Genomic DNA, 13551 nt, shown 5'->3' with positions numbered 1-13551 from the left:
GCGACAACGTCGATTCGCTGTCACGTCTGAATAATAAAAACATAGCCTGAACTGCTGGCCCAGAAGTCGCCCTCCCGGAACGACATGAGAAGTTTCCTTACTGTCGACCTGCAATCGATATCTATGGATCAACGCAAGCCGCCAGCCACCGAAGAGGGCTGGTACGCGCTGCACGATTGCCGGAGTATCGACTGGGACGCCTGGCGCGAGGCTCCCCAGCGGGTCCGCGATCGTGCGCTCTCGGAGGGGATCGGCTTCCTCGACGCCTACGAAGCCGTTGAAGACGCCGAGGCGGGCCAGACGGCGGTGTACACCGTCATGGGCCACAAGGCCGACATCATGATCCTCCACCTGCGGCCGACGATGGGCGACCTCGATGCGGCCGAGCGCCATTTCGAGCAGACGGAGTTCGCTGCCTTCACCGAGCAGGAGTTCTCCTACGTCTCCGTGACGGAGGCCTCGGGCTACACCGAGAAGTCCCGCGAGTACTTCGAGGGCGAGGTCGACGACGACTCCGGGCTGGCCCAGTACATTCAGGCCCGGCTCCACCCCGACGTGCCCGACGAGGAGTTCGTCTGCTTCTACCCGATGAGCAAGCGCCGCCAGCCCGACCAGAACTGGTACGACACGTCTTTCGAGGAGCGGGCGGCCCACATCAAGCGCCACGGCGACATCGGCCGCACCTACGGCGGCGACGTCAACCAGATGATCGCCGGCTCCATCGGCTTCGACGACTGGGAGTGGGGCATCACGCTCTGGAGCGACGACATGCGCCACATCAAGGAGCTGCTGACCGAGATGCGATTCGACCCCTCGACCTCGCAGTTCGCCGAGTTCGGCCCCTTCTACGTCGGCCGGAAGTTCGACCCGTCGGAGCTACCGGCCGTCCTGGCCGGCCAGCGGGTCCCGACCGACGAGGGAGCGGTTCCGGAGACGCCGGCAGACGTTGCGGAACACGAGCACGCTTCGGCCGGTGCCGGCGCGAGCCACAGCCACACCGAAGAGTCGACTGCGAGCGACGCACAGGCAGAGACACACGCCGGTGGCGACACCGGCAGCCACGGTGGGACCCATCCCGGGAGTGCCAGCGAAGGCGACCATCCGCATTCCGAGGAGTCGGCCGACGAAGACGACTCGGGTTCCTCTAGTAGCTCGGGCGGTCGGCCTGACGTTTCGGCCGACTTCGAAGAGGTCGACGACGCCGCACAGAGACTCGGTCGGCTGGGGCTGCACGAGGGCGACGCGTACGACGCCGGTGACTACGCGCTGGTGTTCCACTCCTCGGCCGACGCGGAGGACATCGTCGACGACGTCTCGGAACTGGGCGAGAGCTTCGACCACTACGACCGCCACGTCCGGACGGCAGTGCGTGCCGACAGCGGCCAGACGTACGTCGTCAGCATCTGGACGGCGAAAGACGCCGCCGAGACAGCAGCCGGGTTCCTGAAGGACATTGACGGCATCGAAGAACAGCTCGGTGGCTCCCTCGGCGAGAGTACAGAGAGTGACGAGACCGTGGACAATAGCGACGCCCAGACCGCTGAATCGTCCCAGTCGATCCGCGAGACGCTCGAATCCGCGGGCGTCTACGCCGGACAACCGCACGGCGAGGACGTGTACGCCCTCGTGGTGTACTCCGAAGCTGACGCGGAGACCCTCGACGAGGAGGTCGCGGACCTCCGGAGTGCGTTCGACCGCTACGACACGCACGTCCAGACCACGGTGTACGGCGACGCCGACGGCGATGTCTCGGCCGTCGCATCGCTGTGGGACACTGAAGACGCCGCCCAGACCGCCAGCGACTACCTCACCGACCTCCCCGGCGTCGTCGGCCGCCACGGCGAGGGCGACGGCTTCGGGACGATGGGGATGTTCTACACGGTCAAGCCCGAGTATCATGAGGACTTCATCGAGAAGTTCGACACCGTCGGCGGCCTGCTTGAAGAGATGGACGGCCACCGTGAGACCTCGCTGCTATTCAATCACGACGACGAGAACGACATGTTCATCGCGAGCCAGTGGGACTCACAGGAGGACGCGATGGCCTTCTTCCGCTCTGACGACTTCTCGGAGACGGTCGACTGGGGGCGGGACGTGCTGGCCGACCGACCGCGCCACGTCTTCCTCGCGTAGCTGCCTCCGGGCCGGCCGCGATATTCTCACCGCTTGGCGACGAACCGGAGTCGCCGGTAGTCAGCGGTCCACGTCTCGGTCTCAGCATCGTACAGGTCTGGCCGCAGGCGCTCCTCGATCCCGTCAAGAATGGCCTTGTGCTCGTGTCCCGCAACAGGGGCTAACACCGTATCGCCGAACATCTCGATCCACTCGCGCAGGCCCGCTGTCCCGCCCTCAAGCGCGGTCGGCCGGTCGAACAGCCACGCCGCAGTGACCTCTAGACCGTGTGCTTCGAGACGCGACGCATACTCGCCGAGACGTGGGAAGTACCACGGGTTCTCAGCTTCATAGCCCCGGTCAGCGAGTTCGGCCCGTACAGCTGCTTCGATCTGCGAGACGTTTCCCTGACCGCCAAGCTCCGCAACGAAGCGGCCGTCCGCAGTCAGCGCATCGGCGACCATTGACAGGACGGCGTCATGGTCCTCGCTGGGAATCCAGTGTAGAGCGGCGTTCGAGAAGACGGCGTCGAACGCGCCGGGGTCGTATTCGCGGGCGTCGGCCACTTCGAACGTCAGGTCGGGATAGTTCTCGCGAGCCTGGGAGACCATCTCTTCGGCGGTGTCGATGCCGACCACATCGGAGCCACAGTCGGCGATTTCGGCGGACAGGTGCCCGGTTCCACAGCCGATGTCGAGGACGCGTTCGCCCGGCTGGGCGTCCAGCAGTTCGACCACATCCGTTCCGTACTCGGCGACAAAGCCGTGGCCACCGTCGTAGTCGTCGGGGTCCCACTCGTTGTCTGGCATAGACCGAGCGGTGGACAGCGTAGTGTGAAAAGAATACTGGCGGTATGTGGCTGCGTCTCACACAATTGGCTTACAGCCGACAGTATCAGTCGTCGTCTTCAGTCGTCGTCCGGTCGATATCCTTCTCGCCGAAGTAAATCTCCGCGCCGTCCTGTGCCACCTTCTCGGCGAGGACGGCACACTTGACGCGCATCGGTGAGATGTCGACGCCGAGCATCTCTGTGATATCGTCGCGGTCCATCGCTTCTAGGTCCTCGACCGCCATCCCTGCCAGCTCCTGTGAGAGCATCGACGCGGAGGCCTGGGAGATGGCACAACCGTCGCCCTGGAAGGCGACCTGCTCGATGGTCTCCTCGTTCTCGTCGAGGACGACATCCATCCGTATCTCGTCGCCGCACATCGGGTTCTCGCCGATGTGGGTAAACGTCGGGTCCTCGATCTCCCCGTAGTTCCGGGGGTTCTTGTAGTGATCGAGGATCTGCTGCCGGTACATGTCCGAGCCACCGATACCCATAATTGAACTATGATACGGCTGTCAGTCGGAAAAGCGTTCCGAGGTATCGGTTCGCACGTCTGCTGTCTCGCGGACGAGTGCCCTGACTGCCTGAGAGAATCGGTAGATTCCCCTCTGCCAGTAGACAGTATTTACTGTCGCTGTTCGGTCTGTCAATCTGTGGGAGAGAACAACGCTCCGTCTCTGACCGACCACGCCGTTCGACCCGTGGGGTTCGTCAGCGACGAGCCGGTGATCCGCCAGATCGGCGACCGGGCGCTGTATCTCGGCAACAAACACGCAGCACGGCCCGAGGTACACGACCAGTCCTTCGAACACGTGCTTTCGGCAACGAGCGGGGCCTACCCCCTCACGACTGCCCACCATCCGCTTATTGATGGCTCGGGCAACGAATGGGCGGCGTTCGAGGCGGCCGTCGATACCGCCCGGCGCTTCGTCAGAGCGGACGGCCCGGCGCTGATCCACTGCAAAGCCGGCGTCTCCCGGAGTTCGACGCTGATTGCAACGGCGCTCGCTGCCGAAGAGGAGCGGCCGCTTTTCGATGCTCTGGCGAGCGTACGGACGGCTCGGCCGATTGCGACTCCGAACCCCGCACTCTACGAGCTAGCCGTCATCTATCTCGCTGCAGACCGGTGACTCCAGCTATCTCGTATCAAGTTATAGACAGTGACACGATACGGCGATTCTATGTCGCTCCGAAACTCGATAGGCGAACTCCGGGTGATATACGTCTGAAAACCTGAGCGTGCGATTACGCGAACAGCTGTCGGGCGTCGTCGATGGCCGACACGAGCTTGTCCACTTCCTCGCGCGTGTTGTAGATGTAGAAGGAAGCACGCGCAGATGCCGGGACGCCCATCTTGTCGTGGAGGGGCTGGGTGCAGTGGTCGCCGGCGCGGATGGCGACGGCGGAGTCGTTGAGAATCGAGGAGAGGTCGTGGGCGTGGACCGAATCGAGGTTGAACGCGACCAGACCGCCCCGTTCCGTCCCCGCGGCTGGGCCGTACGTCTCCACGTCGCCCTCGTCCCGGAGTTGTTCCAGCGCGTACTGGGCGAGCTGTTCCTCGTGGCGCTGGATCCGTTCCATCCCGATGTCGTCGAGGTAGTCACAGGCCTCAGCCAGCGCGATACCCTGGCAGATGACGGGCGTGCCGGCCTCGAACTTCCAGGGGAGGTCGTTCCAGGTGGCGTCCTCGAAGGTGACTTTCTTTATCATCTCGCCGCCGTAGAGGTACGGCTCCATCTCCTCCAGCAGGTGCTTCTTGCCGTAGAGGACGCCGATGCCGGTCGGGCCGGCCATCTTGTGCCCGGAGAAGGCCAGGAAGTCGGCGTCGATGGCCTCCACGTCGACCGGGCGGTTCGGAACTGACTGTGCGCCGTCGACGAAGATGTAGGAATCGTGGTCGTGGGCGATGTCCGCCAGTTCCGAGACGGGGTTGACCGTGCCGAGCGTGTTCGAGACGTGGACGACACTGACCATCGCTGTGTCGTCGGTGATGACCTCGCGGGCGTGGTCCATATCGAGCGTGCCGTCCTCGTCGACGCTGATGTAGCGACAGGTCGCGCCGGTCTTCTTGGCGATCTGCTGCCAGGTGACCAGCGAGGCGTGGTGTTCCATCTCCGTGAGCACCACTTCGTCCTCGGGACCGAGTTCGTTCAGGCCCCAGGCGTAGGCGACGAGGTTCTCGCTTTCGGTGGTGTTCTTGGTGAAGATGATCTCCTCGCGCTCGCCGGAGGCCCCGATGAACTCGGCGACGCGGTCGTGGGCGTCCTCGTAGGCGACGCTGGCCTCCTGACTGAGCTGGTGGAGGCCGCGGTGAACGTTGGCGTTGGTCGTCCGGTAGTAGTCCGCGATGGTCTCGACGACCGGCTCGGGCGTCTGTGTGGTGGCCGCGTTGTCGAGATACACCACCTGCTCGCCGTCGAACTCGCGCTGGAGGATGGGGAAATCCTCACGGATACGCTCCACGTCCAGTAGGTCAGATTCAGCGTGTCCCATTGGTTCTATGCAGTGGCTCAACAGGCAACATTCCTTCGGTTCACCTAGAACTCCGTCCGATAGCGGCGGTCATTCGGCCGGTTCCGAGTCGTCGTCGGACACGGATTCGGCGGCCCTGGCGTGCTGTTCCCGATAAGTCTCGAGCAGGTAGTTGTCCCAGACGAGGTCCCCGAGGACGTGGGCGTAGAGGACGAGGGCGGTAAACAGCGCCAGCGGCTCGGAGACGAGCCAGAGGCCGAACACGACCACGCCGCCGATGAGGTGATGGCTGAGAAGCCGCTGGAGCGGCCAGAGGTCCTGCGGGTCGAAGATATCTTCCTGGTCGAGCACCGCGATCTTCGGGTTTCGGAGGCAGCGCCGAAGCGCGGCCCAGTCGCCAGTTTCCAGTCGGGCCACGGCGAAGTGGTCGAAATCGATAGCGACGCCGACGACGACCGCGTAGCCGACGGCGGCCCACCAGGGGAGGGGAATCGGCAGAACGACGACGCCGGTAGCCCCGACGACTGCAGAGACAATAGCGTGGTCTCGGGAATACATACGTATCTCTCGATGGGCGTACGCAAAGACTGTCGGGGTCGGGGCTTCCAGTAGTGACCGCAGTTACATCCAGAGCAGTTGTGCGTGGCGCGTCTCGCCCAGATCGAGGACGTTCTCCTCGTCGACGAAGCCGTGTTCGACGGCAACATTGACGGCGTCGTCGCCGACGATGTTGGCGACCGAACAGCGCGCGAGACTGTCAACGATTTCGTCTTCGGTAGCCGTTTCGCCGCCGTAGAACTCCTCGTTGACGGTGAGTGATACGGGGCCGTTCTCGAACGTTTCGCCCATGATGTCGGGGTCACAGACGGAGACGAGCAACCCCTCGTCGGTGTCGCGTTCGTTGAGGATCATTCAAGCAGTTGCTGTTCGGCCTCCTCGCGCATCTCGTCGACTTCCTCGGCCAACTCCTCGGCGCGGTCGAACTCGCCGACTTCTTCGAGCGCGCGGGCCTTCTCTTCGAGCACGTCGGCGTTGCGGAAGCCGAGGCGGACGGCGTTGTCGAACGCGTCGATGGCCTCGTCGGCCAGCCCGCGTTCCAGCAGGAAGAAGCCGCGGTTGTACCAGCCCTCGCCGAAGCGGGGATCGATTTCGACAGCGCGCTCGGCGTGTTCGAGCGCCTGCTCGGAGCGGCCGGACTTCCAGAGCGCGTACGCGAGGTTCGTCTCCGCCGTGGCGGCGTGGTCGGACTCCTCGTCGAAGTTGAGGGCTTCCTTGTACGCGCCGATAGCGGCGTCCCACTCTTCGAGTTCCGCGTGGGCCGCGCCCTTGTTCGTCCAAGCCTCCTGTGTGAGCCGGTCTTCGTCCGTGTACTGGGCGACGCGTTCGAATGTCTCTGCGGCCTGTTCGTGGCGGTTGATGTGCATGTACTCCAGGCCGACATCGAGTAGTTGCCCGGGATCGACGGCGTCAGAGGAGATGTTCCGCTGGTCCAGTAGGTCAGTGACGACTCGGGAGTCGACTGGGTCGACCTTGTCCGGGTCGACCTCGAACTCCGGCGGTTCGAGGTCGAACCCCTCATAGGGGTCGTCGAACCCTTGCCCCTCGGAGAAGGCGTGATCGTCGTCGTTGTCTGTCATACCTTCTGATTGACGGCCAATCCGGTTAAGGGCTACGTCCACGGCTCGTGAAGATTTAGGTGTCCTGCGGTCGGATTCGCAGCTATGCGAGACCCGCTGGCAGTAGACGCGTTGCTCGTCTTTTTCGGGGGTGTGTTCGCGGTCGTTAGCTGGGCCGCTATCACCTCGAACGAGGCCCCGCTGTCACTGCCCGCCGCTGGAGTGGGCGTTGCTGGAACGGTCGTTCTGGCGGCTCTCGCTGGCCACTACTACCCTCAGCTCTCGGCGTTATGGCGCTGGGTCTCCAGTCCGGCAGAGACGACCCGTGAACGAGCGCGGGTGGCTCTCCTGATTGTGGCGGCAATCCTCGCCCGGCTATCCCTCGGTCTACTTCCCGACACCGCCATCCCCGCTCTCTTCGGCGTCGCGCTCGCACTGGTCGCGCTCGGGCTCGGACACGGCATCTGGCGGTGGTGTACAGCTCCAGACCACAGCAGTCACTGATCCCGTCGTAGCTTTCTTGCGGACCCAATCGGAACCGCTAGCCATGGCAAAGCGCCTGTTCGTCAGCATCGACCTGGACGGCCTCGAAGACGCTATCGAGAGCGTACAGGACCGCTTCGACGGCGTCTCCGGCCTTCGGCTGACCGACCCCGAGCAAGCCCACGTCACGCTGCAGTTCCTGGGAGACACTGACCCGGACCGAGTTACCGATATCGTCGCCGCCCTCGAAACAGCGGTCGAAGACAGCGGCGTTGCGCCGTTCGAAGTCGAGTTCGGTGGCCTCGGCGTCTTTCCGTCGCTGTCCTACATCAGCGTCGTCTGGGTGGGTGTCCGCGATGGGCACGGTGATGCGGAACTGACCGCGCTGCAGGAAGCTGTCGAAAATCGGACCGTCGCGACGGGATTCGATCCGGAGGACCACGAGTTCACGCCGCACGCGACCATCGCCAGGATGGACCACGCTGGCGGCAAGGAAACGGTACAGGACGCTGTCCAGGATGATGATCCCGATGTGGGATGCCTGCAGGTCGAGGAAATCAGGCTGAAAGAGAGTGAACTGGGGCCCGACGGACCGACGTATCGGACTGTCGACTCGGTGTCGCTGTGAGTGTGTCCCGTCACAGCCAGACGACTGTACCGGTGTGAGTTATATTTGGACAGTGCCGATGGGTATTTATTATCATATGTCTGTTAGAAGTCGTACAACGGCGCTGGGACTGCTGTAGCATGGCCGGTAACCGCGTTAAGGCCGGCAATTAGGCACCTGAGTAGCTATGTACAGCGTACTGGTAGCCGTTTAGGTCAGCCAAAACAATCAGGTTAGTGACAATTTTTATCGGTCCGAGCGGTGTAGTACCGATATGGTCGCCGTCGAGAACGTTGCTTTCGTGTTCGTCGCTGGGTTGCTCACGGCACTCGCCACCGGACTCGGTGCGATCCCGTTCTTTCTGGTCGACGAGTTCTCCGACCGATGGAACGTCCTGCTGTGGGGGCTTGCCTCGGGGATCATGGTTGCTGCCTCGCTGTTCGGACTTGTCCGGGAGGGGCTGGCCTACGGGTCGCCAGTGCTGATGGTCCCCGGTGTTCTGGCTGGGGTCGCGCTCGTCGCTGTAGCACACGAACTGTTAGACGATTTCGACCAGTCGCCCAAGCAGTTCGAACAGGCGGATTTCACCAAGCTCCTGTTGATTCTGGGTATCTTGACCGTCCATAGCTTCCCGGAGGGCGTCGCTGTCGGCGTCTCCTTCGCGGAACTCGGGCTGGAGTCGGCCACGCCCGAATCCGCTGTCGGCATCATCGGCGTGTCTGTCCCGCTGCTTGCGGTGTTCATGACGGTCGCCATTTCCATCCACAATATTCCGGAAGGCACTGCTATCGCTATCCCACTCCGTTCACTGGGTGTCAGCGAGTGGAAGATGGTCTGGTGGGCGGTGTTCTCCTCACTACCACAGCCGGTCGGGGCCGTTATCGCGTACTACTTCGTCACGTTGGCGAAGGCATTCCTCCCGTTTGGCTTCGGCTTCGCCGCCGGAGCGATGGTGTATCTCGTGCTCACGGAGTTCGTCCCCGAAGCGCTGGAGTACGGGGACGGCTTGCCGGGTGGGGGCAAACGCGAACTACTCACTGGCGTCGCTGTCGGCGTATTGGCGATGGTGCCGCTGGCGTTCGTCTAGAAGGGGAGCTTGTTCCGGATGACGGTGAGGTCGACAAAGGCCTTCAGCGGGTCATCGTAGTCATCGACGCGTGTTTCCATCCGGTAGTTCGAGTGGTCGACGGCGAAGAAGTACGGCCCGGGCTCGTCCAGTGACTCCCGTGCGCCGCCGTCATCCGTGGACGCTTTATAAATATCCGACCCCTCCGGCTGGACCGCTGTCTGGCTGAACTCGGGGTTTCCCGGCGGTGTCTCGTCGGGCTCCCGACCCTTGATGAACGTGTCGTACTGCCCGAACTGCTCGCGGTCAGTGAAAAAGTACACGCTGAACGGGGTGTCCGATTTGACGATATACTGTAGTTCTCCGCCGGGGTCGGATACGTCCGGGATCTCCTCTCTGATCCACGCTTCGTGCGGATTGACTCTGACGTCCTGCTGTACGCTGACGACGACCTCACCGCCGCCGCCCATGCAACCCGAGCCGACGGCTGTTGCACCGACACCGATCGTCTGGAGGAATCTCCGGCGCTCCATCCTTTGATAATCAGGGATATTCTCTACTTAGTTCTACGTCCGCAGTTACAGCCGCTGATAACGGGCTGTGACTGGTTCGAAAAGGAAGGAATTTAAACCACGGCACGGAACAAGCACCATACCATGGGTAAGAAATCGAAGGCTACCAAGAAGCGACTGGCCAAACTCGACAACCAGAACAGTCGAGTCCCGGCCTGGGTCATGCTCAAGACGGACCGCGAGGTCCAGCGCAACCACAAACGACGCCACTGGCGGCGCAACGACACTGACGAATAATGAGCGCCAGTGACTTCGAGGAGCGTGTCGTCACCGTACCGCTCCGAGACGCGCGAGCCGAACCGAACCACAAGCGCGCAGACAAGGCGATGATCCTCATCCGCGAGCATCTCGCCAAACACTTCTCTGTCGACGAGGACGCCGTTCGTCTGGACCCCTCCATCAACGAGGCGGCCTGGGCCCGCGGCCGCGCCAACACGCCGAGCAAGATCCGTGTTCGCGCCGCCCGCTTCGAGGAAGAGGGCGAAGCCATCGTCGAAGCAGAGACCGCAGAGTAACGTTGCTCCGCGCGGCTTTCTCCGGGTCGTCGTACGTGGGTGTGTTCGCCCGTGCGACCGACGACTGCGTGCTGGTTCGCCCAGACTTAGACGAATCGCTGCTCGACGACCTGAGCGACGAACTCGGCGTTCCGGCCGTGCCGACCACCGTCGGCCGCTCCGGGACCGTCGGCGCGCTCGCGACCGGTAACGAGAACGGGCTGGTCGTCTCCGAGCGCGTCCGCGAGACCGAGATCGAACGGATTCAGGACGTCGTCGACGTGCCCGTGACGCGGCTCCCCGGCCGGATCAACGCCGCCGGCAACGTCGTCTGCTGTAACGACTACGGCGCATACGTCCACCCTGACCTCCCCAGAGACGCCGTGCAGGCGATCAGGGACGGGCTGGACGTGCCCGTCGAACGCGGCGTCATCGCCGGCGTCACGACCGTCGGGACCGCAGCCGTCGCCACCAACAAGGGCGTGCTCTGCCATCCGAAGGCCACCGACGGCGAACTCGACGCCCTTGAAGATATCCTCGACGTTCCGGCCGACATCGGGACCATCAACTACGGTGGGCCGCTCGTCGGCTCCGGGCTGCTCGCCAACGACCACGGCTACGTCTGCGGTTCGGACACCTCCGGCCCGGAACTGGGCCGTATCGATCAGGCGCTCGGCTACATCGACTGACGCGATTTCTCTTTCACCGCTCAGGACGGATGCTGGTGGCTGAGCTTCTCCGCCACCACGCCCGGAACGGGCAGTCCGCAGTCACCACACGCCCAGGACCGGCTGGTCACGCCACGGTCCAGCGTCAGGTCCTGCCTGAACCGCAGCGTCGCACCGCACTGGCACCGGTAGGTGGTCTCGCTCATGGCCCCATGTTGGGACTGCCCCGACAAACCCGTCGGGGTTACCGACCATGATACTTCGTGTCAAAGAATAATATGGTGTGTTCCCAAATGTCATACATGGTCCAGCGAACACCATCCGCGGAAGACCAGAACAGTCTCGTCTGCCGGAAGTGCGACTACTCGACAGGTGTACTCCGCCCGTCCTGTCCGGAGTGTGGCGGTGATATGGTGTACGCACCAGAACCCAGTGAATAGGAGCTGGAACGTCTGTTTCTGGGTGGTTCGGATGCCGCCGGATCGGACCGAATAGCGGTGAGTGTTTCTCGGCTCTGTTGCGGGTAGCTGCGATACTCGAAAAAGGCGGAAGGGGAAGATACTTCCCTGCCCTGCCCGCATCTGCGTGTATGAGCACGTACACTGTTCGCGGTAGTTTCCCGGCCCGAGACGGCCCACAGCAGTTCGAGAAGGAGGTCGACGCGCCAAACGAGAACGTCGCTGAGGAGCGCGTTTACAGCGACTTCGGCTCCCAGCACAACCTCAAGCGTACGCAGATCACGATCGAGGAGGTGGCAGCATGATGGGCGGTGGCGGCGGTGGCGGCGGTGGCGGTCAGATGCAGCAGGTCGCACAGGAGATCGAGCAGATGGAGCAGGAAGTCGATGCCATCGATGAGGAGATCGAACGCCTCCGCGAGAAGCAGACTGACATCGACGAGGCTATCGAGGCCATCGAGACGCTGGACTCCGGTTCCACGGTGCAGGTCCCGCTCGGCGGGGACGCCTACATCCGCGCGACTATCGAGGACATCGACGAGGTCGTCGTCTCCCTCGGCGGCGGCTACTCCGCGGAGCGCGAGCAGGACGGCGCTGTCAGCACGCTGGAAACCAAGAAGGAAACGCTGGACGACCACATCAGCGACCTGCAGGAAGAGAAGGCCGAAGTCGAGACCGAGATGGAGGAGCTCGAACAGCAGGCCCAGCAGATGCAACAGCAGCAGATGCAGCAGATGATGCAACAGCAAGAGCAGGAAGACGAGTAAGGCCGCATGTTCGACGGACTGAAGGACAAACTCAGCGGGTTCACGAGTGACGTCGAGGAAGACGTCGACGACGATGCGCTCGAAGCCGAGGATGAACCGGACGCCGACGAGGCGGACGGGGAAGCGCCTGCCGATCAGCCGACTGAATCCGAGCCCGCGACGGACGTGCAGCCGTCCGACGGCGACACGGCGGAACCGGCAGCCGAAACCGAGCAGCCACAGGCTGACGCTGAACCGCCGTCGGCGGACTCCGAGGCGATAGGTGAGCCAGCCACAGCGTCGGCTCCGGCAGCCGAAGACGGGGATGCGGTCCCCGACGAAGATTCGCAGTCTGACGACGCCACGGAGACCGAGGCGGACTCGGCGTCTGAAGCCGATTCGTCGTCCGAAGAGGGGGACGACGGCGGCCGCGGCCTCGCTGCGAAGGCGAAGCTCATGGCCACCGGGAAGACGGTTATCGAGGAGGAAGACCTGCAGAGCCACCTCGACGACCTCGAACTGGCGCTGCTGTCGAGCGACGTGGAGATGAGCGTCGCCAACGAGATTCTCGACGGCGTCAAGGAGAACCTCACGGGCCAGACCCGACGACGGCTCTCCAGCACGGGGAACCTCGTCCGGGACGCGCTCCGGGAGTCGCTGTACGACGTCATCAACGTCGGCCAGTTCGACTTCGACGAGCGCGTCCAGCAGGCAGAGAAGCCCGTCACCATCGTGTTCACCGGCGTCAACGGCGTCGGCAAGACGACCTCGATCGCGAAACTCGCCCGGTACTTCGAGGAGCGCGGGCTCTCGACGGTGCTCGCCAACGGCGACACCTACCGCGCCGGCGCGAACGAGCAACTCGAAAAGCACGCCGAGAACCTCGGCAAGAAGATCATCACCCACGAGCAGGGGTCGGACCCGACGGCGGTCGTCTACGACGCCGTCGAGTACGCCAAGGCCAACGACATCGACGTGGTACTCGGCGATACGGCCGGCCGACTCCACACTTCCGACGACCTGATGGCCCAACTGGAGAAGATCGACCGCAACATCGACCCGGACATGACGCTGTTCGTCGACGAGGCGGTCGCGGGCCAGGACGCCGTCAACCGGGCGCGCGAGTTCAACGACGCGGCCGAGATCGACGGGGCGATTCTGACGAAGGCCGACGCCGACCCGCAGGGCGGCGCGGCGATCTCCGTCGCCCACGTCACCGGGAAGCCGATTCTCTTCCTGGGGACCGGGCAGGACTACGACGACCTCGAACCGTTCGACCCCGAGGAAATCGTGGACAGCCTCATCGGCGAGTAGGCCTCGGACTTCGCGGTTATTTTTGCTGCTACCTCCGTGGCATGAGCGGCTCCTGTCGGCCCTGATTGTGTCAAATCAAGAGAGTCCGCGCTAGTCCGACGAGACAGCACCGCGA

19 protein-coding genes are annotated in these 13551 nt (G+C 63.5%); 11 read left to right on the top strand and 8 right to left on the bottom strand.

Features of this window, described 5'->3' with window-relative positions; all coding sequences use genetic code 11:
* The first annotated feature begins 123 nt into the window (after window positions 1-123).
* A complete protein-coding gene (locus C444_RS15990) occupies window positions 124-2133 on the top strand; it encodes a heme-binding protein (RefSeq protein WP_004594047.1) in 2010 nt (669 codons plus the stop codon).
* A gap of 26 nt (window positions 2134-2159) precedes the next feature.
* On the opposite strand, the gene C444_RS15985 is transcribed toward C444_RS15990, so the two are convergent.
* Together C444_RS15985 and sufU are read right to left on the bottom strand one after the other, a co-directional pair.
* Window positions 2160-2921: a class I SAM-dependent methyltransferase gene (locus tag C444_RS15985; RefSeq protein ID WP_004594046.1), complete on the bottom strand. Its 762-nt coding sequence runs from the start codon at window positions 2919-2921 to the stop codon at window positions 2160-2162.
* 85 nt (window positions 2922-3006) lie between these two features.
* Entirely contained in the window at window positions 3007-3435 is a 429-nt protein-coding gene (gene sufU / locus C444_RS15980) for a Fe-S cluster assembly sulfur transfer protein SufU (RefSeq protein ID WP_004594045.1), read from the bottom strand.
* Window positions 3436-3594: 159 nt separating this feature from the next.
* On the opposite strand from sufU, the gene C444_RS15975 reads away from it, so the two are divergent.
* Window positions 3595-4071 carry a protein-tyrosine phosphatase family protein gene (locus tag C444_RS15975; protein WP_004594044.1) on the top strand — a complete coding sequence of 159 codons (477 nt, stop codon included), beginning with the start codon at window positions 3595-3597 and terminating at the stop codon, window positions 4069-4071.
* A gap of 115 nt (window positions 4072-4186) precedes the next feature.
* On the opposite strand, the gene C444_RS15970 is transcribed toward C444_RS15975, so the two are convergent.
* From C444_RS15970 to C444_RS15955, 4 genes are all read right to left on the bottom strand, one after another.
* On the bottom strand, window positions 4187-5434 hold the full coding sequence (locus tag C444_RS15970; RefSeq protein ID WP_004594043.1) for an aminotransferase class V-fold PLP-dependent enzyme: 1248 nt from the start codon (window positions 5432-5434) through the stop codon (window positions 4187-4189).
* A gap of 69 nt (window positions 5435-5503) precedes the next feature.
* Window positions 5504-5971 carry a hypothetical protein gene (locus C444_RS15965; RefSeq protein ID WP_004594042.1) on the bottom strand — a complete coding sequence of 156 codons (468 nt, stop codon included), beginning with the start codon at window positions 5969-5971 and terminating at the stop codon, window positions 5504-5506.
* 63 nt (window positions 5972-6034) lie between these two features.
* Entirely contained in the window at window positions 6035-6325 is a 291-nt protein-coding gene (locus C444_RS15960) for a DUF424 domain-containing protein (RefSeq protein ID WP_004594041.1), read from the bottom strand.
* Window positions 6322-7050, bottom strand: a complete 729-nt coding sequence (locus tag C444_RS15955; protein ID WP_004594040.1) for a tetratricopeptide repeat protein — start codon at window positions 7048-7050, stop codon at window positions 6322-6324. Before C444_RS15955 ends, C444_RS15960 begins: the two co-directional genes overlap by 4 nt.
* Before the next feature lie 84 nt (window positions 7051-7134).
* Between C444_RS15955 and C444_RS15950 the strand changes: the two genes are divergently transcribed.
* The 3 genes from C444_RS15950 to C444_RS15940 all read left to right on the top strand — a co-directional run bounded on the left by C444_RS15950 (window position 7135) and on the right by C444_RS15940 (window position 9206).
* Complete coding sequence (locus C444_RS15950; RefSeq protein ID WP_004594039.1) at window positions 7135-7533, top strand: hypothetical protein; 399 nt, start codon at window positions 7135-7137, stop codon at window positions 7531-7533.
* A 43-nt stretch (window positions 7534-7576) separates the two neighbouring features.
* Complete coding sequence (gene thpR / locus C444_RS15945; RefSeq protein ID WP_004594038.1) at window positions 7577-8140, top strand: RNA 2',3'-cyclic phosphodiesterase; 564 nt, start codon at window positions 7577-7579, stop codon at window positions 8138-8140.
* A 253-nt stretch (window positions 8141-8393) separates the two neighbouring features.
* Window positions 8394-9206: a ZIP family metal transporter gene (locus C444_RS15940; RefSeq protein WP_004594037.1), complete on the top strand. Its 813-nt coding sequence runs from the start codon at window positions 8394-8396 to the stop codon at window positions 9204-9206.
* On the opposite strand, the gene C444_RS15935 is transcribed toward C444_RS15940, so the two are convergent.
* Window positions 9203-9655 carry a hypothetical protein gene (locus C444_RS15935; protein WP_049909570.1) on the bottom strand — a complete coding sequence of 151 codons (453 nt, stop codon included), beginning with the start codon at window positions 9653-9655 and terminating at the stop codon, window positions 9203-9205. The genes C444_RS15940 and C444_RS15935 overlap by 4 nt on opposite strands.
* 186 nt (window positions 9656-9841) lie before the next feature.
* On the opposite strand from C444_RS15935, the gene C444_RS15930 reads away from it, so the two are divergent.
* From C444_RS15930 to C444_RS15920, 3 genes are read left to right on the top strand one after another with little or no spacing between them, the layout of a single operon-like run.
* On the top strand, window positions 9842-9994 hold the full coding sequence (locus C444_RS15930; RefSeq protein WP_004518346.1) for a 50S ribosomal protein L39e: 153 nt from the start codon (window positions 9842-9844) through the stop codon (window positions 9992-9994).
* On the top strand, window positions 9994-10272 hold the full coding sequence (locus C444_RS15925; RefSeq protein ID WP_004518347.1) for a 50S ribosomal protein L31e: 279 nt from the start codon (window positions 9994-9996) through the stop codon (window positions 10270-10272). The genes C444_RS15930 and C444_RS15925 overlap by 1 nt, the downstream gene beginning before the upstream one ends.
* A 2-nt stretch (window positions 10273-10274) precedes the next feature.
* Window positions 10275-10940, top strand: coding sequence for a translation initiation factor IF-6 (locus C444_RS15920; RefSeq protein WP_004594035.1), 666 nt, complete (start codon window positions 10275-10277; stop codon window positions 10938-10940).
* Window positions 10941-10960: 20 nt separating this feature from the next.
* On the opposite strand, the gene C444_RS22430 is transcribed toward C444_RS15920, so the two are convergent.
* Complete coding sequence (locus C444_RS22430) at window positions 10961-11125, bottom strand: hypothetical protein (RefSeq protein ID WP_004594034.1); 165 nt, start codon at window positions 11123-11125, stop codon at window positions 10961-10963.
* 383 nt (window positions 11126-11508) lie between these two features.
* Here C444_RS22430 and rpl18a point away from each other — a divergent pair, with 383 nt between their 5' ends.
* From rpl18a to ftsY, 3 genes are read left to right on the top strand one after another with little or no spacing between them, the layout of a single operon-like run.
* Entirely contained in the window at window positions 11509-11682 is a 174-nt protein-coding gene (rpl18a, locus tag C444_RS15915) for a 50S ribosomal protein L18Ae (protein WP_004594032.1), read from the top strand.
* Complete coding sequence (gene pfdA, locus C444_RS15910) at window positions 11682-12143, top strand: prefoldin subunit alpha (RefSeq protein ID WP_004594031.1); 462 nt, start codon at window positions 11682-11684, stop codon at window positions 12141-12143. The genes rpl18a and pfdA overlap by 1 nt, the downstream gene beginning before the upstream one ends.
* Window positions 12144-12149: 6 nt before the next feature.
* Window positions 12150-13436 carry a signal recognition particle-docking protein FtsY gene (gene ftsY / locus C444_RS15905; RefSeq protein ID WP_004594030.1) on the top strand — a complete coding sequence of 429 codons (1287 nt, stop codon included), beginning with the start codon at window positions 12150-12152 and terminating at the stop codon, window positions 13434-13436.
* The last annotated feature ends 115 nt before the right edge of the window (window positions 13437-13551 follow it).

The sequence above is a fragment of the Haloarcula japonica DSM 6131 genome (genome assembly GCF_000336635.1).
GTDB lineage: Archaea > Halobacteriota > Halobacteria > Halobacteriales > Haloarculaceae > Haloarcula > Haloarcula japonica.
The sequence above is the reverse complement of the archived record's forward strand: the minus strand, read 5'-3'. Positions and strand labels throughout refer to the sequence as shown.